Below are 17,435 nucleotides of genomic sequence, written 5' to 3'. Positions count from 1 at the left end.
CACGGTTGGTAGGTTGAGCAGCCTAGGCCCGTGGGAGGGCCACCGTGAAAGGCACGAGGACTGATGAGCGACTCCACCACGCCCCGCGACGACGAGAACCCGTCGGAACCCACCGCCCCGCTCTGGGCCGACCCGACCGCTCCCATGTCCCAGGAGCCGACCTCCGGCGCCGGGTCCGAGCCGGGCCGCGAGACCCCCGCCGAGCAGCCGGCGGCCCCGGAGGGGCCGGCCGCCCCGACGCCTCCCCCCGCGATGCCGCCGGCACCCCCGAGCGAGGGCACGGCATACCCCTACGGTCAGCAGCCGGGTCAGGGCCAGTCCCCCTATGCGACCCCGCAGCCCGGCCAGCCCTCCCCCTACCCGCCGCAGCCGGGACAGGCGCCCTACCCGCCGCAGCAGGCCTACGGCCAGCAGCCGGCTCCCTACGGCCAGCAGCCGTACTGGGCCCAGCACGGCCAGCAGCCTCCGGGCACCCCGGCCTACTACCAGAACCCCGCCGCCGCCCCCAGCAACACCTCGGGGATCGTGCTGGTGATCATCTCGGCCCTGGCGACGCTGAGCACCTGCGTCATCGGCATCCCGAGCCTCGTCCTCGGGATCATGGCGCTCAACGCCAACGCCACCGACCCCGTCGGCTCGCGGCGGAAGTCCCGCACCGGCTGGATCGTCTTCGGCATCAACGTCGCCGTCGTCGTCCTGCTCGCGGCGGTCTTCATCACCATCGCCATCGTCGCCGGCAACAACAACAGCACCAGCTTCGACGGCACCTACTGACACGGACGCGGCCGGGAACACCCCCGTCCCCGGCCGCGTTCCCACCAGACCATGTCTGACGGCCCCCTCATCGTCCAGAGCGACAAGACGCTCCTGCTCGAGGTCGACCACCCGCGCGCCGAGGAGGCCCGCCGGGCGATCGCCCCGTTCGCCGAGCTCGAGCGCGCCCCCGAGCACGTCCACACCTACCGGCTGACGCCGCTGGGGCTGTGGAACGCCCGCGCCGCCGGCCACGACGCCGAGCAGGTCGTCAACGCGCTGATCACGCACAGCCGGTATGCCGTGCCGCACGCCCTGCTCGTGGACGTCGCCGACACGATGGACCGCTACGGCCGGCTGCGGCTGGGGAAGGACGGCGAGCGCCTCGTGCTGCACAGCACGGACCGCCCGGTGCTGGAGGAAGTGCTGCGGCACAAGAAGATCCAGCCCCTCCTCGGGGAGCGCCTCGACGACGCGACCGTGGTCGTGCACCCCTCCGAGCGGGGGCACCTCAAGCAGCAGCTGCTCAAGGTGGGCTGGCCGGCCGAGGACCTCGCCGGCTACGTCGACGGTGAGGCCCACCCGATCGCCCTCGCCGAGGACGGGTGGGCGCTGCGGCCCTACCAGGAGCAGGCGGTCAACGGCTTCTGGCACGGCGGGTCCGGCGTCGTGGTGCTGCCGTGCGGTGCGGGCAAGACCCTCGTCGGCGCCGGCGCGATGGCGCAGGCCAGTGCCACGACGCTCATCCTGGTGACCAACACCGTCTCGGCCCGCCAGTGGCGCGACGAGCTCGTGCGGCGCACCAGTCTCACCGAGGACGAGATCGGGGAGTACTCCGGCGCCCGCAAGGAGATCCGCCCCGTCACCATCGCGACCTACCAGGTGCTGACGACCAAGCGGAAGGGCGTCTACCCGCACCTGGACCTGCTCGACGCCCGCGACTGGGGCCTCATCGTCTACGACGAGGTCCACCTGCTGCCGGCACCGATCTTCCGGATGACGGCCGACCTGCAGGCCCGGCGGCGGCTCGGGCTCACCGCCACCCTCGTGCGTGAGGACGGCCGCGAGGCCGACGTGTTCAGCCTGATCGGGCCCAAGCGATTCGACGCGCCGTGGAAGGACATCGAGGCGCAGGGCTACATCGCCCCGGCGGACTGCGTCGAAGTGCGGGTCACCCTGCCCGACGGCGAGCGGATGACCTACGCCATGGCCGAGGCCGAGGAACGCTACCGGCTCGCGTCCTGCTCCACCACCAAGGACGGCGTGGTCTCCTCCCTCGTGGATAAGCACCGCGGCGAGCCGACACTGGTCATCGGCCAGTACCTCGACCAGCTCGAGTCCCTGGCCGAGAGGCTCGACGCCCCGGTGATCACCGGTGAGACGTCGGTGACGGTGCGGCAGAAGCTGTTCCAGCAGTTCCGCACCGGCGAGATCGGCCTGCTCGTGGTCTCCAAGGTCGCCAACTTCTCCATCGACCTGCCCGAGGCCAGCATCGCCATCCAGGTCTCCGGCACCTTCGGCTCCCGCCAGGAGGAGGCCCAGCGCCTCGGCCGGGTGCTGCGCCCCAAGGGCGACGGGCGCACCGCGCACTTCTACACCGTGGTCTCCCGCGACACCGTGGACGCCGACTTCGCCGCGCACCGGCAGCGGTTCCTGGCCGAGCAGGGCTACGCCTACCGGATCGTCGACGCCGACGACGTCACCTCCCGCGACTGACTCAAACTTACGCAGGGAGTTCCCAGCGAACTCTCAGGCTCGACGGACACACTCGTGATCGTGACGACCACGACCCCTGAGGCGCGCCTGCTCGTCGTCGAGGACGAGCCCAACATCCGCGAGCTGCTGGCCACGTCGCTGCGTTTCGCCGGCTTCGAGGTCCACGTGGCCGGCGACGGCGCCACGGCGATCCGCCAGGCCAGCGAGCACTCCCCCGACCTCGTCGTGCTCGACGTGATGCTGCCCGACATGGACGGCTTCACCGTCACCCGCAAGCTGCGCGACTCCGGCCGGCTGCTGCCGATCGTGTTCGTCACCGCGCGCGACTCCCTGGACGACAAGGTCAAGGGGCTGACCGTCGGCGGTGACGACTACGTCACCAAGCCGTTCAGCCTGGAGGAGGTCGTCGCCCGGATCCGTGCGGTGCTGCGCCGCACCCGCGGCGAGGTGGCCGAGGACGCGACCCTGCGCTTCCACGACCTCCAGCTCGACGAGGACTCCCACGAGGTGCGCCGGGGCACGCGGGTCATCGACGTCTCGCCGACCGAGTTCAAGCTCCTGCGCTACCTCATGCTCAACCCCAACCGGGTGCTGTCCAAGGCGCAGATCCTCGACCACGTCTGGGACTACGACTTCCGCGGCGAGTCCGGGATCGTCGAGTCCTACATCTCCTACCTTCGGCGCAAGGTCGACGCGGACGAGCCCGCCCTGATCCACACCAAGCGAGGCGTCGGTTACGTGCTGCGCCTGCCACCCGAGTCCGCATGACGGGTGAGCAGGTGCCTGCGCACCGCCGAAAGGTGGAGCGGCTCGCCAGGCCGTTCGAGGCCCTGCCGCTGCGGGTGCGCCTCGTCGCCGTGGTGCTCATCCTGCTGTTCGTGTCCCTGACCCTCACCGGTGTCACGGCGCTGTTCCTCATGCGCCGGTCACTGATGACGGCGGTCGATGCGGACCTGCGGACCGCGGCCGGCCCGACGATCAGCCAGGTGGCGCGCACCCTCGACAGCCGCCGGGGCATCCCCACCAACTACGCCACGCGGTTCATCTTCCCCACCGACGGGACGGTCATCTCCGGCCCGCCGTCCACGGCCGAGGCCAGGCAGCACCCGCGGGTGCCGAAGCTGACCCTGGCCGACATCCGCGTCCGCACGCACGAGCCGTTCACCGTCTCCTCGACCGACGGCGACGGCCGCTGGCGCATGGTGGCGGGCGCCGGCATCACCACCGACGGCGAGGCGGTCATCTACGCGATCGCCGTGCCGTTGTTCGACGTCGACGCCTCGATCACGGACATGAAGGAGTCGCTGCTCATCATCGGCCTCGGGGTCATGCTGGCGTGTGCGCTCATCGGGTGGTTCGCCGTGCGCCGGGCGTTCCGCCCGCTGACCCAGATCGAGGACACCGCCGCGGCCATCGCCGGCGGGGACCTGGCGCGACGCGTCCCCGAGCGGACCGCCAAGGACGAGGTCACCAGCCTGTCGCGGTCGCTCAACGCCATGCTCGCCCAGATCGAGCAGAGCTTCGCGGTGCGGGAGGCCTCGGAGGAGCGGATGCGCCAGTTCGTCGCCGACGCCTCGCACGAGCTGCGCACCCCGCTGGCGGCCGTCCGCGGCTACGCCGAGCTGTTCCGCCAGGGCGCGGTGACCAAGCCCGAGGACGTCGCCACCGCGATGCGCCGGATCGAGGACGAGGCCAAGCGGATGGGCGTGCTCGTCGACGACCTGCTGCTGCTGGCCCGCCTCGACGACGAGCGGCCGATGACCTTCGCCCCCATCGACCTGACGGTGCTCGCTGCGGACGCCGTGCAGGACGCGAAGGCCCTGGACCCGAGCCGGGTGATCACGTTGTCCGGCCTGAACGGCGACCTGCAGCCCACCACCGTCGAGGGCGACGAGGCGCGGCTGCGCCAGGTGCTGACCAACCTCGTCGGCAACGCGGTGAACCACACCCCGCCGGGCACCCCGCTGGAGGTCGCCGTGGGCTCCCGGGAGCGCGGCCGGGCGCTGCTGGAGGTGCGCGACCACGGCCCCGGCGTGGACCCGGCCGCGGCGCGGCGCGTGTTCGAGCGGTTCTACCGGGCCGACCCGTCCCGGATGCGCGGCCACGGTGGCGGCAACGGCCTGGGCCTGGCCATCGTGGCGGCCATCGTCAACGCCCACCACGGCAAGGTCGGGGTCGCCCAGACGCCCGGGGGCGGCGCCACCTTCGTCGTGGACCTGCCCACAGCAAACTCCCAGACAGCATCCAGCAAGGGTTGACCTCGCCGGGGTTGAGTGGTCTCCATCAAGCCCCGCTAAGGAGTGACCACCATGACGTACGGACCAGTGCCCCCCGCCTCGGAGCCGCAGCCGACGCAGCCCCTCTGGTACGGCGAGCACACCGCTGGGCCGTCGCAGCCGGCGGCGCCCCAGAACCCGGCCGAGCCGCCCCCGCCGGTCTGGACCAAGGCCGGGGCCGACCGTGACCGGCGGCCGCGCCGCCTCGTCGAGCTCGTCTCGGTCGCGGTCCTCGCGGCGGTCCTCGCCAGCGGCACGACGTATGCCGTGACCCACACGGACACCGCGGCGACCACCACCTCCACCACGTCCCTCGGCGCCACGCAGTCGGCGCCGGTCGTGCAGGCCAACCCGTCGTCCCCCGACTGGGCGGCCACCTCCGGGGTCGTCGTGCCGAGCGTGGTCTCCATCTCGATCGACAGCCAGCAGGGCAGCGCCAAGGGCTCCGGCGTGATCATCGACAAGTCCGGGCACGTCGTGACGAACAACCACGTCGTCAGCGGCCTCGGCCAGGGCAGCCAGATCACGGTGACCCTGCACGACCAGCGCAGCTACTCCGCCAGCGTCGTGGGCACCGACCCCGCCACCGACCTGGCCGTGATCAAGCTCGAGAACGCACCCAGCGACCTCAAGCCGATCGCCTTCGGTGACGCCACCCGGCTCACGGTCGGCGAGCCGGTCATGGCGGTCGGCAACCCGCTCGGCCTCGCCGGCACCGTCACCACGGGCATCGTCAGTGCCCTCAACCGGCCGGTGACCACCGAGGACTCCTCCGGCGGCGACCAGCTCGGCGGTTCCACCGGCGAGCCGGTGGTGACCAACGCGATCCAGACCAGCGCGGCGATCAACCCGGGCAACAGCGGTGGCGCCCTCGTCAACGCGGGCGGCCAGCTGGTGGGGATCAACTCCTCGATCGCCTCGGTCTCCGGGTCCTCCTCGGGCAGCCAGAGCGGCAACATCGGCATCGGCTTCGCGATCCCGGTCAACGAGGTCAAGGCCATCGCCGACCAGCTGATCCAGACCGGCAAGGCCCAGCACGCCTACCTGGGCGTCAGCTCGCGCGACGCCACGGTCACGGACGGCTCGGCCAAGCGGTCGGCCGCGCAGATCGGCCAGGTCGTCTCCGGCACCCCGGCGGCGGACGCCGGCCTCAAGACCGGCGACGCGATCATCGCGGTCAACGGCACCCCGGTCTCCAGCGCCGAGTCCCTCGTGGCGCAGATCCGCGAGCGCACCGTCGGCGAGAAGGTCACGCTGACCGTGGTCCGCGGCGGCAAGCAGCTGCAGGTCCCGGTCACCCTCGCGGTGCGACCGGACACCAACCAGTAGCCGGTCGGCCGGCGCCGCGTCCTCCCGGCGCCGGCCGCTTGTGACGCCAGGCAAACGGCTACCGATGGACGCCTTCCCCGGGTTAGGCTGCACGGCTCCCCCTGCACCTGCCCGAGGAAGGCGTCTGTCGTCATGTCGGTGTCCCCCGAGCTCCAGCGCGAACGCGACCACCTCGCCCGGGCCCGGGCCGAGCTCGCCCGGATGCGCGAGCAGACGCTCTCCCTCGATGCCCACGGTGGTGACCGCGTCTCCAGCGAGTTCCTCGCGGCCACGCTGCACCGGCGGGCCGCGTCCCTGGCCGACGACCCCACGTCGACGCTGTTCTTCGGCCGGATCGACCGGGACGCCTCCGCCGACCCGACCACCGACGGCAACGGGATGGAACGGTGGTACATCGGCCGCCGGCACGTCGCCGACGAGCAGGGCGACCCGGTCGTCATCGACTGGCGCGCCGAGGTGTCGACGGCGTTCTACCGGGCCTCACGCACCGCGCCGATGGGGGTCACCCTGCGCCGGCGCTTCGGCATCGACCGCGGCAGGCTGACCGCCTACGAGGACGAGCACCTGACCGACCGGGCCGAGCACGAGGTGCGCAGCCAGATCCTGGCCAGCGAGATCGAGCGCCCGCGCGAGGGACCGATGCGCGACATCGTGGCGACCATCCAGCCCGAGCAGGACGAGATCGTCCGCGCCGACGTCGGCACCACGGTCTGCGTCCAGGGGGCGCCGGGCACCGGCAAGACCGCGGTCGGCCTGCACCGCGCCGCCTGGCTGCTCTACGCCTTCCGCGAGCGGCTCGCCCGCACCGGGGTGCTGGTCATCGGGCCCAACCGCGCCTTCCTCGACCACATCGGCGCGGTCCTGCCGGCCCTCGGCGAGGTCGAGGTCCGCCACGCCACCATCGAGGACCTCGTCGCCTCGGTGCCGGTGCGCGGCGCGGACCCGGTCGACACGGCGGTGCTCAAGGGTGACCCGCGCATGGCCGAGCTGCTGCGCCGCGCGGTGTGGTCGCACGTGGGCAGCCCGCAGGACGCCCTGGTGGTGCCGCGCGGCGCGCGCAAGTGGCGCGTCCCGGCATACGAGGTGGAGGAGATCCTCGGCGAGCTGCGCACCCGAGGGGTGCGCTACGAGGCAGCACGGCAGATGCTGCCCCAGCGGCTCGCCCACGCCGTCCTGCTGCGCATGGAGGCCGCCGGCGACTCCCCCGACGACCGGGTCCAGGACGCCGTGGCCCGCAGCACCGCGGTCAAGCTGTATGCCGCGCAGGTCTGGCCGGCGCTCGACCCGAAGGCGGTGCTGTTCGAGCTGCTGGCCGACGCCGCGGTGCTGTCCCGGCACGCCGAGGACCTGCTCGACCGCGACGAGCTGGAGCTGCTGGTGTGGCCGAACCCGCCGCGCGCCAAGGGCTCGGCGCGCTGGTCGGTGCACGACTGCGTCCTGCTCGACGAGCTGGCCGACCACCTCTCGCGCACCGGCAGCCTGGGGCACGTGGTCCTCGACGAGGCGCAGGACCTCTCCCCGATGCAGCTGCGCGCCGTCGGCCGGCGCTGCTCGACCGGCTCTGCGACGGTGCTGGGGGACATCGCGCAAGGCACCACCCCGTGGGCGACGGACTCGTGGGAGTCCTCCCTGACGCACCTGGGCAAGCCGGGCGGCCACGTCGAGGTGCTCGACCGCGGGTTCCGCGTGCCGGCCAGCGTCATCGACTACGCGGCGCAGCTGCTGCCGTCGATGGCCCCGGGGCTGGGTGCGCCGAAGTCGGTGCGTGAGAACCCCGGTCGTCTGGACATCACCCGGGTGGCTGCCGGTGAGCTGCTGGACCGGCTGGCCGAGACCGTCGCGGCGATGTCCGCGGAGGCCGGTTCGGTGGGCGTCATCGTGCCCGACGCGGACCTCGACGAGGCCTCGAAGGCGTTGTCCCGCAACGGGATCGAGCACGGGGTGCTGGGCTTCGACCACGGCGACGTCGACCACCAGGTCGACCTCGTGCCGGCCACCGTGGCCAAGGGCCTGGAGTTCGACCGGGTCGTGGTGCTGGAGCCGACGGCGATCGCGGCCGCGGAGCCGGACCCCCGCACCGGGCTGCGCCGGCTCTACGTCATCCTCACCCGCGCCGTCTCCGCGCTCACCGTGCTGCACGCGCAGGACCTGCCGGACGAGCTCGCCGCCTGACACACTGGCGCCCGTGCCTGCCCTCATCACGTGGTGGACCCTCGACGTCCGCAGCCTCGCACCGGCCGCCCACAACGACACCGTCACCGCTGTCGGCTCGAGCCTGCTCGCGCGCTGGACCGACCCCACCCGGCGCTACCACACCACCACGCACCTGGTGGAGATGTTCTGGGCGCTGGAGGACCTCGAGCTGGCCGGCGCCGTCGACGACCGTGGCGGCACGCTCGGCCGGGTCGCCGCCTGGTTCCACGACGCGGTCTACGACCCGCAGGCGCTGCCCGGGGCCAACGAGGCCGCGAGCGCCGACCTGGCCCGGGAGTCGTTGCGGCAGCTGGGCTTCGACGAGGACGACCGGCAGGCGGTGGCCGCACTGGTGGAGATGACCGCCGGCCACGACCTCGATGGTGACGAGCCCGTCGGTGCGGCGTTCCACGACGCCGACCTGTGGGTGCTCTCCGCCCCCGCGGAGCGGTTCGACGAGTACTGCGCCCAGGTCCGCGAGGAGTACGCCCACGTCGAGGAGGACGTCTACCGCGCTGGGCGGGCCGCCATCCTCGAGCCGCTGCTGCACCGGGACCGGATCTACCGCACCACGGCGGCGCTGCGCGAGTGGGAGGCCGCCGCCCGGGTCAACCTCGGCCGCGAGCTGGCCCGCCTGCGCTGAGCCGCCGGCTCACGGCCACAGGTCCCGGCGCTCGACCATCGGCCACCAGAACTCCCCCGCGCAGCGGCGTTCGAGCTCGACCTCGTCCACCCACTCGGCCGCGTCGACGTCGTCGAGCTGGGGCTGCACGTCCGGGCGGACCGCGTCGAGCCGGTAGGTGAAGCAGGCGACGTAGTTGCGCCGGTGCGGCCAGCGGTGGGCGCTGGCGTCACCGTCGATGGTGACCCGCTCGTAGCCGCAGTGCCGCAGGCCGTGCTCCGCGATGACCAGCCCGCTCTCCTCGCGGACCTCGCGCACCGCGCCCGCACGCACGCTCTCGCCGGGCTCGCGCCCGCCGGCCGGGGCACCCCAGGCGTCGCGCACCACCGAGTGCACCAGCAGGAAGTCACCGAGCGCGTCGAGGACGAACACCGCGGCCGCCGCGGTCTGCTGCTCCGGCGGCGGCAGCCGTGAGGCGACGACGTCCAGCCGGTGCGGCAGGTCGAGCGTCGCGATCACGTCGTGGTGCCGGGCCAGCGGCCACTCCCCCCTGCGCTTGGGGAAGCGCAGCCCGCTGTCGCGCAGCCGCCGTGCCAGCTCGGTGCCCGCCACCGGGCGGGCCCCGGCGGCGACCAGCGCGGCATACCGCTCCTCGGGCACGTCGTAGTGGTCGCCCTCGAACCCGCGACGGGGTATGCCGTGTGCCGCGGCGAAGTCGTGCAGCTCGCCGTAGGAGGTGTCGCTGATGAGGTGGCTCCACAGGCGCCCGTGCGCGGGCCAGCGCGGCGGGTCGATCCAGATCGCCACGGCGCTCCTCCCGTCGTCCCGGGCCGGATGTGGATAACCCCGGGGCGTCCCGCCGCTCAGGTTAGGTTCGCAGGGACGCCGCGGGCCAGCCGGGCCCCGGGTGGACAGGGGGATGGCAACCATGAGCAGTCAGTTCAGCGTGGACACCGAGCGGATCGCGGCCGCCTCGAGCGACATCAAGCGGATCTCCGGCGAGGTCGACGCGCAGGTCACGGCGATGATGAGCCGGCTCACCGGCCTGCAGGACGCCTGGCAGGGGTCGGCCTCGCAGCGGTTCCAGGGCGTGGTCACCGAGTGGCGGGCCACCCAGCTGCGGGTGCGCGAGTCGCTCGACCACATCAGCCAGGCGCTGGCCCAGGCGGGCAGCTCCTACAACCAGGCCGAGCAGCAGAACACCGCGATGTTCAGCGGCTGAGCCGGCAGGCCCCGCGACGGGCATGGCGGGTCCCCGCGACGTGGCGCCTGGCAACGCAGAGGGCGGCTCCCCCTCGCGGGGGAGCCGCCCTGTGCGTTGCTCAGACCTGCCGATCCGTCAGGATCAGAAGTCCATGCCACCCATGTCGCCGCCACCCGGGGCAGCCGGGGCCGCCTTCTCGGGCTTGTCGGCGATGACGGCCTCGGTGGTGAGGAACAGCGCCGCGATGGAGGCGGCGTTCTGCAGCGCGGAGCGCGTGACCTTGGCCGGGTCGATGATGCCCTCGGCGATCAGGTCGACGTACTCGCCGTTGGCCGCGTTGAGGCCGTGGCCGGAAGGAAGGTTGCGCACCTTCTCCGCCACGACGCCACCCTCGAGGCCGGCGTTGATCGCGATCTGCTTGAGCGGGGCCTCGGCCGCGACGCGCACGATGTTGGCGCCGGTGGCCTCGTCACCCTCGAGCTCGAGCTTCTCGAACGCGGCGTCGGTGGCCTGCAGCAGGGCCACGCCACCACCGGCGACGATGCCCTCCTCGACGGCAGCCTTCGCGTTGCGGACGGCGTCCTCGATGCGGTGCTTGCGCTCCTTGAGCTCGACCTCGGTGGCCGCGCCCGCCTTGATGACGGCCACGCCGCCGGCGAGCTTGGCGAGGCGCTCCTGGAGCTTCTCGCGGTCGTAGTCGGAGTCCGACTTCTCGATCTCGGCGCGGATCTGGTTGACCCGGCCCTGGATCTGGTCGGAGTCGCCCGAGCCCTCGACGATGGTGGTCTCGTCCTTGGTGACGACGACCTTGCGGGCGGTGCCCAGCAGGTCCAGACCGGCGTTCTCGAGCTTGAGGCCGACCTCCTCGGAGATGACCTGGCCACCGGTCAGGATCGCGATGTCCTGCAGCATGGCCTTGCGGCGGTCACCGAAGCCCGGGGCCTTGACGGCGACGGACTTGAAGGTGCCGCGGATCTTGTTGACGATCAGCGTGGCCAGGGCCTCGCCCTCGACGTCCTCGGCGATGATCGCCAGCGGCTTGCCGGACTGCATGACCTTCTCGAGCAGCGGCAGCAGGTCCTTGACGTTGCTGATCTTGGAGTTGAGCACGAGGACGTAGGGGTCCTCGAGCACGGTCTCCATGCGCTCGGTGTCGGTCACGAAGTAGGGGCTGATGTAGCCCTTGTCGAAGCGCATGCCCTCGGTGAGCTCGAGCTCGAGGCCGAAGGTGTTGCTCTCCTCGACGGTGATGACGCCTTCCTTGCCGACCTTGTCCATGGCCTCGGCGATCATCTCGCCGATCTGGGGGTCAGCAGCGGAGATCGAGGCGGTGGAGGCGATCTGCTCCTTGGTCTCGACGTCCTTGGCCATCGTCAGCAGCTGGGCGGAGACGGCCTCGACGGCCTTCTCGATGCCGCGCTTGAGGGCCATCGGGTTGGCGCCCGCGGCGACGTTGCGCAGACCCTCGCGCACCAGCGCCTGGGCCAGGACCGTGGCGGTCGTGGTGCCGTCACCGGCCACGTCGTCGGTCTTCTTGGCAACTTCCTTGACGAGCTCGGCGCCGATCTTCTCGTACGGCTCCTCGAGCTCGATCTCCTTGGCGATGCTCACACCGTCGTTGGTGATCGTGGGGGCGCCCCACTTCTTCTCCAGCACGACGTTGCGGCCCTTGGGACCGAGGGTCACCTTGACGGCGTCGGCGAGGGTGTTCATGCCCCGCTCGAGACCGCGGCGAGCCTCCTCATCGAAAGCGATGATCTTGGCCATTCGGGTGGTTCCTCCCACGCGAAAATCTTCGGGTGACCGCCGGACGCCCGCGACGGACGGACCGGGTCCGGCAGCTCACGTCGCTGCGTTCGCCGGTCCTCGACAGACGGTCGAGATTGTCACTCTCGGGATGAGAGTGCTAACCCAATGATTAGCACTCGACCCCACCGAGTGCAAATGCCCTCGCGGCCCCCTCAGCGCTCGCCGACCGGCCGTTCGATGAGGTCGCGCATCGCGGCGTCGGCCTCGGACGCGGCCGGGTCCTCGAGGTCGCGCACGAACACCGCCGTCAGCGTGAGCGCCGACTCCGGGCGGACCTGCTCCAGCAGGTCCCGCCAGGCCCACAGGTTGGGGTGGTCGTACGCCGTGCAGGCCTCCGCCGGGGCGAGGGTCTCGGCCGCGGTGCGCAGCTGGTCGACGGTCAGGTCGTAGGTCGCGGTGCCGCCCTCGTGCCCGATGACCTTGGCGAGGACGACCGCCGGCAGCAGGTGCGAGCCGTCGGCGTTGACGTGCGGGAAGCCGACCTCACGGGAGTCGGACCCGGCACCGATGCCCACGGCATACGCGGCGGGGTCGGTCCACCCGGGGATCGTCGCGGCGAGCGACTCCCGGACCGCTCGCAGGCCTTCGGGGGTGCTCCAGTCGACGACATCGCTCATGGTCACCACCCTTGCACGACAGGCGGTCCCGGGCATGACAGAGCCCGCCGGGCGGCATGCCGGGCGGGCTCGGTCGGTGGGCTCAGAGCTGGACGCCGAGGCGGCGGGCCGAGCGGGCCCGCTGGCGGCTCGCGCGCAGGCGGCGCAGGCGCTTGATGAGCATCGGGTCGGCCTCGAGGGCGGCCGGGCTGTCGATCAGGGCGTTGAGCACCTGGTAGTAGCGCGTCGCGCTCATGTCGAACAGCTCCCGGATCGCCTGCTCCTTGGCGCCGGCGTACTTCCACCACTGGCGCTCGAAGGCGATGATCTCGCGGTCCCGCTCGCTCAGCTCCTCGGCGGACGTCGGGGTGACCTCTGCTGCGGCGCTCATGCGACCCTCCCGTGGCTCGTCGTGCGGGTTCATCGTACCGGCCGAATCACAGCGGTGTCATTCACTCGGGCGGGTCCGGCGAGGCTCGTGCGCGGCCGGGCGACGCTCATGCCGGGCCCGCCATCGAGTCCAGGATCGCGGCGATGTCGTCCTCGGTGGTGTTGGGGTTGACGATGGCGAACCGCGCCACCGTCTCCCCCTCGTGCGAGGTCGGCACCACGAAGGCGAACTCCTCGGCGAGGACCCGGTCGCTCCACGCGTGGTAGTCGGCCGGGGTCCAGCCCAGCCGGCGGAACACGATCACCGACAGGTCCGGCTCGCGCAGCGCCTCGAGGTAGTCGCGCCGCTCGATCTCGGCCTCGGCGAACCGGGTGACCTCCAGCGTGCGCTCGATCGCGGCGCTGTAGGCGCGGGTGCCGTGAGCGGCCAGGGAGAACCAGAACGGCAGGCCGCGGGCGCGCCGGGTCAGGCCGACCGCGTAGTCGGTGGGGTTCCACTCCGGCGCCTCGGTGAGCACGTCGAGGTAGGACGCCTTCTGCGTGTGCGCGGCCCGGGCCAGCGCCGGCTCGCGGTAGAGCAGCGCGCAGCAGTCGAACGGCGCGAACAGCCACTTGTGCGGGTCGACGATGAAGGAGTCGGCGTGCTCGATGCCGGCGTAGAGGTGGCGCACGCTCGGCGCCGCCAGCCCGGCGCCGCCGTATGCCCCGTCGACGTGGAACCAGATACCGAACTCGCGGCACACCTCGGCGACGGAGGCGAGGTCGTCGACGATGCCGAAGTTCGTGGTGCCGCACGTCGCGACGACGGCGAAGAACTGCTCCGGCCCCTCGGCCTCGAGCACGCGGCGCAGGTTGTCCCCGGTCAGCCGCTGGCGCTCGTCGACCTGGACGCCCACGAGGTCGGCGTCCATGACGTCGCACGCGGACTTGATCGAGGAGTGGGCGCTGACCGTGCCCGCCACCTTGTTGGGCCGCGGCCCCTCGCCGGTATGCCGTGCCCGCGCCGTCGCGCGCGCCGCCACCAGGGCCGAGAGGTTGCCGACTGTCCCTCCGGGCACGAACACCCCGCCGGCCTGGGGCGGCAGCCCGGCGAGGTCGGCGATCCAGCGCAGCGCCTGGTTCTCGGCGTGGACGGCGCCAGCACCCTCGAGCCACGACCCGCCGTAGATCGAGGACGCGCCGACGACGAGGTCGAACAGCGTCGCGGCCTCGGTCGGGGCGCACGGGATGAAGGAGAGGTAGCGCGGGTGGTCCGTGGAGATGCACGCCGGGGCGAGGTCCTCCTCGAACAGCCTCAGCGCGGGCAGGCCACCCATGCCGTCGGGGGTGATCGTCTCGCCGGCGACCGCGTCGAGCTGCTCCTTGGTCCGCGGGCCGTCCAGCGGCACCGGGTCGAGCCGCAGCCGCTCCTCGGCGTACTTGAGGATCGCCTGACCGAGCTCCTCGGTCGTCTCATCGAAGCCATGCACGGCCGCGAGTCTAGGTGGCCAGCGGCGATGCCTCCGCATGCCGCCGGGTCCGAGCGAGGACCACCGCGGCCGGTCCGGGCCCGAGGCCGCGGCCGAAGTGACGTGACGATCGTCGGTTGGACACCCCGCCGACGGCTGCCACGCTGGCCCCATGGGCACCGACTGGGTGGAGGTGGGAGACCGCTGCTGGGTGCGCCGGTACTCACCCTGGGACGTCTCGAGCGGCGTGGTCGCCGGGGACGACGGCCTGCTGGTCATCGACACCCGGGCGGACGTCGCGCAGGGCCGCGAGCTGGCGGTGCACGTGCGTGCGCTGTCCTCGCTGCCGGTGCTCGCGGTGATGAACACCCACGCCCACTTCGACCACCTCGGTGGCAACGCGGCGTTCCCGGGCTGCCCGGTGGTGGCGCACGCGGCGGTGCCGCTGGCGCTGGAGCGGGGCGCCCCCGAACCCGAGGCGCCCCTGTCCACGGAGGAGAAGGTGCCTCCGGACACCGTCTTCGCCCACCGGTGGGACCTCGACCTCGGTGGCCGCGAGGTGCAGGCGACCCACCTGGGGCGCGGGCACACCGACGGGGACGCGGTCCTGCTGGTGCCCGACGCCGACGTCGTCTACGCCGGCGACCTGGTGGAGCAGTCCGGCCCGCCGTCGTTCGGCCCGGACTGCTGGCCGCTGGAGTGGGGGCCCACGCTCGAACGGCTCGCGAGCATGCTCGACCCGGTGACCAACGTGGTCCCCGGACACGGCGACGTGGTCGACGTCGACTTCGTCGCCCAGCAGGCCCGTGACGTGACCCAGGTGGCCGAGCACCTGCGCCTGCTGGTGGCCGCCCACGTCCCCGAAGCCGATGCGCTCTCCCGGGGGCCGTGGCCGTTCCCGGTGGAGGGGCTGGCCGTGGCGGTCCACCGCGGCTACCGGCACCTCGGGGCCGGCCACGCCGGCCACCCCGGCTGACCGGACCGGGCTCCGGGGCCGGCCCTCGGGTCACCTACATTGACGACGTGCCCGTCGCCAAGCCCCTGACCGAGCTGGTCCACCCCACCTGGGCCGAGGCGCTGCAGCCCGTCTCCGCGGAGGTGACCCGGCTGGGCGACTTCCTCCGTGCGGAGGTGGCCTCCGGCCGCGGATACCTGCCGGCCGGCGAGCACGTGCTGCGCGCCTTCAGCCGCCCGCTCGACGACGTCAAGGTGCTCATCGTGGGCCAGGACCCCTACCCCACGCCCGGGCACGCGGTCGGCCTGTCCTTCTCGGTGGCCCCCGAGGTGCGGCCGGTGCCGCGCAGCCTGCAGAACATCTACGCCGAGATGGGCACCGACCTCGGCCTGCCGACCCCGTCCAACGGCGACCTCTCCCCCTGGGCCGACCAGGGGGTGCTGCTGCTCAACCGGGTGCTGACCGTGCGCCCCGGTGCCGCGGGCAGCCACCGCGGCAAGGGATGGGAGGCCGTGACCGCCCAGGCGATCCAGGCGCTGGTCGAGCGCGGCGGTCCGCTCGTGGCGATCCTGTGGGGACGCGACGCGCGCAACCTGGGCCCCTCGCTCGGGCAGGTGCCGCGGATCGAGAGCGCCCACCCTTCGCCCCTCTCGGCCCGGGGCGGGTTCTTCGGGTCGCGGCCCTTCAGCCGCGCCAACGAGCTGCTCGCCGCCCAGGGCGCCGGGCCCGTCGACTGGAGGCTTCCGTGACCTGGTCCCGCTACGTGGCCATCGGCGACTCGTTCACCGAGGGCATGAGCGACCCCGACCCCGAGCGCGACAACGCCTACATCGGGTGGGCCGACCGGCTCGCCGCCCATCTGGCGCTGGAGGCCCGCAGGCAGGAGCAGGGCTTCGGCTACGCCAACCTCGCGGTGCGCGGGCGCCTGCTCGACGACATCGTCGGGCGGCAGCTGGACGAGGCGCTGGCCCTGGAGCCCGACCTGGTCAGCATCGTCGGCGGCGGCAACGACATCCTGCGCCCGCGAGCGGACATCGACGGCCTCGCCGCGCGGCTGGAGGACGCGGTCGCGCGGATCCGGGCCACCGGCGCGGACGTGCTCATGGCCACGCCGGTGGACCCGCGTGAGGCGCCCCTGGTCAGGATGACCCGGGGACGGGCGGCCACCTACGTCGCGCACATCTGGTCGATCGCGCGGCGGCACGAGGCGTTCGTCATCGACCAGTGGGGCATGCACGCGCTGCGGGACTGGCGGCTGTGGGCCTCCGACCGGATCCACATGACCACCGAGGGGCACCGCCGGGTGGCCCTCAACGCGTTCACCACGCTGGGCTTCGAGCCGGACGACACCGAGTGGGCCACCCCGCTGCCGCCGGCCCCGCCGATCGGCCGGGCCGAGTCCTTCCGTGAGAACGTGCGGTGGGCCCGGGAGTACGTCGCCCCCTGGGTGCAGCGCCGGCTGCGCGGGCAGTCCTCAGGAGACGCCCTCACCGCCAAGCGGCCGACCATCACTCCGTTCGAGGGCTGACAGCCGGGCGTCGATGTGGCGCTGCAGGTCGACGACGGCCTGCCGCAGGTCGCCGAGGCTGGCCGCCTGCTCGTCGCGCATCAGCTCGATGTTCCACGTGCCGCCCGGCTCCAGGGACGCCTTGCGCACCTCGTTGGGGCCATCAGCGCCCTGGTGGTGCAGGGCGCTCATGATCTCGTGGTCGCGCAGCCCGATGCGGTGCACGGCCTTCTCGTCCACCTTGCCGTGGGTGACGAGCACGGTCGGGCTGCCCTGGAACAGCCACGTCGAGCGTGGACCCATCAGCGCGACCCGGTCCATGAGGGCGTTGAACAGCACCAGCACCGCCGCGCCGAGCAACCCGCCGATGAGGGAGTTGTCCGGGCCGATGATGGCGTTCTGGACCACGTTGCTCAGCAGCAGCACGACCACCAGGTCGAAGGAGTTGAGCTGGGCCATCATCCGCTTGCCGGCCACCCGGATCAGCACGCCGATGAACAGGTAGACCACGACGGTCCGGATGACCTTCTCCGCCGGCGGGATCTCGAACGTGAACATGTCCTGCCACATCGAGCTCTGTCCCGAGGCCAGGACGACCCCACCGATGAGTGCACTGCCAGCCACGCTGCTCGCCTCC

General features: G+C 72.5%; 17 protein-coding genes. 11 read left to right on the top strand and 6 right to left on the bottom strand.

The window, feature by feature from the left end; genetic code table 11:
* The first annotated feature begins 63 nt into the window (after nt 1-63).
* The 7 genes from FB474_RS00935 (at nt 64) to FB474_RS00905 (ending at nt 8,910) form a co-directional block, all read left to right on the top strand.
* Nucleotides 64-774 carry a hypothetical protein gene (locus FB474_RS00935; protein ID WP_141786940.1) on the top strand — a complete coding sequence of 237 codons (711 nt, stop codon included), beginning with the start codon at nt 64-66 and terminating at the stop codon, nt 772-774.
* Between the two features lie 51 nt (nt 775-825).
* Nucleotides 826-2,469: a DNA repair helicase XPB gene (locus FB474_RS00930; RefSeq protein WP_141786939.1), complete on the top strand. Its 1,644-nt coding sequence runs from the start codon at nt 826-828 to the stop codon at nt 2,467-2,469.
* A gap of 60 nt (nt 2,470-2,529) precedes the next feature.
* Nucleotides 2,530-3,237 (top strand): response regulator transcription factor, encoded by a 708-nt coding sequence (locus tag FB474_RS00925; protein WP_141786938.1) that lies wholly within the window; start codon nt 2,530-2,532, stop codon nt 3,235-3,237.
* On the top strand, nt 3,234-4,727 hold the full coding sequence (locus FB474_RS00920; RefSeq protein WP_141786937.1) for a sensor histidine kinase: 1,494 nt from the start codon (nt 3,234-3,236) through the stop codon (nt 4,725-4,727). The genes FB474_RS00925 and FB474_RS00920 overlap by 4 nt, the downstream gene beginning before the upstream one ends.
* A 51-nt stretch (nt 4,728-4,778) precedes the next feature.
* Complete coding sequence (locus FB474_RS00915; protein WP_141786936.1) at nt 4,779-6,074, top strand: S1C family serine protease; 1,296 nt, start codon at nt 4,779-4,781, stop codon at nt 6,072-6,074.
* Nucleotides 6,075-6,206: 132 nt separating this feature from the next.
* Nucleotides 6,207-8,246, top strand: coding sequence for a HelD family protein (locus FB474_RS00910; protein WP_141786935.1), 2,040 nt, complete (start codon nt 6,207-6,209; stop codon nt 8,244-8,246).
* A 13-nt stretch (nt 8,247-8,259) separates the two neighbouring features.
* A complete protein-coding gene (locus FB474_RS00905) occupies nt 8,260-8,910 on the top strand; it encodes an HD domain-containing protein (protein ID WP_141786934.1) in 651 nt (216 codons plus the stop codon).
* A 9-nt stretch (nt 8,911-8,919) separates the two neighbouring features.
* Here the strand turns inward: FB474_RS00905 and FB474_RS20575 are convergent, their stop codons facing one another.
* Entirely contained in the window at nt 8,920-9,696 is a 777-nt protein-coding gene (locus tag FB474_RS20575; RefSeq protein ID WP_185745980.1) for a DUF4031 domain-containing protein, read from the bottom strand.
* A gap of 121 nt (nt 9,697-9,817) precedes the next feature.
* On the opposite strand from FB474_RS20575, the gene FB474_RS00895 reads away from it, so the two are divergent.
* Nucleotides 9,818-10,111 (top strand): WXG100 family type VII secretion target, encoded by a 294-nt coding sequence (locus tag FB474_RS00895; RefSeq protein ID WP_141786933.1) that lies wholly within the window; start codon nt 9,818-9,820, stop codon nt 10,109-10,111.
* Nucleotides 10,112-10,234: 123 nt separating this feature from the next.
* Here FB474_RS00895 and groL read toward each other — a convergent pair whose 3' ends face one another.
* The 4 genes from groL to FB474_RS00875 form a co-directional block, all read right to left on the bottom strand.
* Entirely contained in the window at nt 10,235-11,860 is a 1,626-nt protein-coding gene (groL, locus tag FB474_RS00890; RefSeq protein WP_141789731.1) for a chaperonin GroEL, read from the bottom strand.
* Nucleotides 11,861-12,054: 194 nt separating this feature from the next.
* On the bottom strand, nt 12,055-12,519 hold the full coding sequence (locus tag FB474_RS00885; RefSeq protein ID WP_141786932.1) for a hypothetical protein: 465 nt from the start codon (nt 12,517-12,519) through the stop codon (nt 12,055-12,057).
* Between the two features lie 82 nt (nt 12,520-12,601).
* On the bottom strand, nt 12,602-12,889 hold the full coding sequence (napA, locus tag FB474_RS00880) for a nucleoid-associated protein NapA (protein ID WP_141786931.1): 288 nt from the start codon (nt 12,887-12,889) through the stop codon (nt 12,602-12,604).
* Nucleotides 12,890-12,995: 106 nt separating this feature from the next.
* Entirely contained in the window at nt 12,996-14,396 is a 1,401-nt protein-coding gene (locus FB474_RS00875) for a pyridoxal phosphate-dependent decarboxylase family protein (protein ID WP_221632392.1), read from the bottom strand.
* Nucleotides 14,397-14,508: 112 nt separating this feature from the next.
* On the opposite strand from FB474_RS00875, the gene FB474_RS00870 reads away from it, so the two are divergent.
* The 3 genes from FB474_RS00870 to FB474_RS00860 are packed head-to-tail and all read left to right on the top strand — an operon-like array spanning nt 14,509 to nt 16,819.
* Nucleotides 14,509-15,312, top strand: coding sequence for an MBL fold metallo-hydrolase (locus FB474_RS00870; RefSeq protein ID WP_141786929.1), 804 nt, complete (start codon nt 14,509-14,511; stop codon nt 15,310-15,312).
* 47 nt (nt 15,313-15,359) lie between these two features.
* On the top strand, nt 15,360-16,040 hold the full coding sequence (locus FB474_RS00865) for a uracil-DNA glycosylase (RefSeq protein WP_141786928.1): 681 nt from the start codon (nt 15,360-15,362) through the stop codon (nt 16,038-16,040).
* 44 nt (nt 16,041-16,084) lie between these two features.
* Entirely contained in the window at nt 16,085-16,819 is a 735-nt protein-coding gene (locus FB474_RS00860) for an SGNH/GDSL hydrolase family protein (protein WP_141789730.1), read from the top strand.
* On the opposite strand, the gene FB474_RS00855 is transcribed toward FB474_RS00860, so the two are convergent.
* Nucleotides 16,766-17,422 (bottom strand): DUF421 domain-containing protein, encoded by a 657-nt coding sequence (locus tag FB474_RS00855; protein ID WP_221632391.1) that lies wholly within the window; start codon nt 17,420-17,422, stop codon nt 16,766-16,768. The two genes, FB474_RS00860 and FB474_RS00855, sit on opposite strands and share 54 nt — an antisense overlap.
* Nucleotides 17,423-17,435 lie beyond the last annotated feature (13 nt).

This window comes from Oryzihumus leptocrescens, assembly GCF_006716205.1.
GTDB classification, from domain to species: domain Bacteria; phylum Actinomycetota; class Actinomycetes; order Actinomycetales; family Dermatophilaceae; genus Oryzihumus; species Oryzihumus leptocrescens.
The sequence above is the reverse complement of the archived record's forward strand: the minus strand, read 5'-3'. Positions and strand labels throughout refer to the sequence as shown.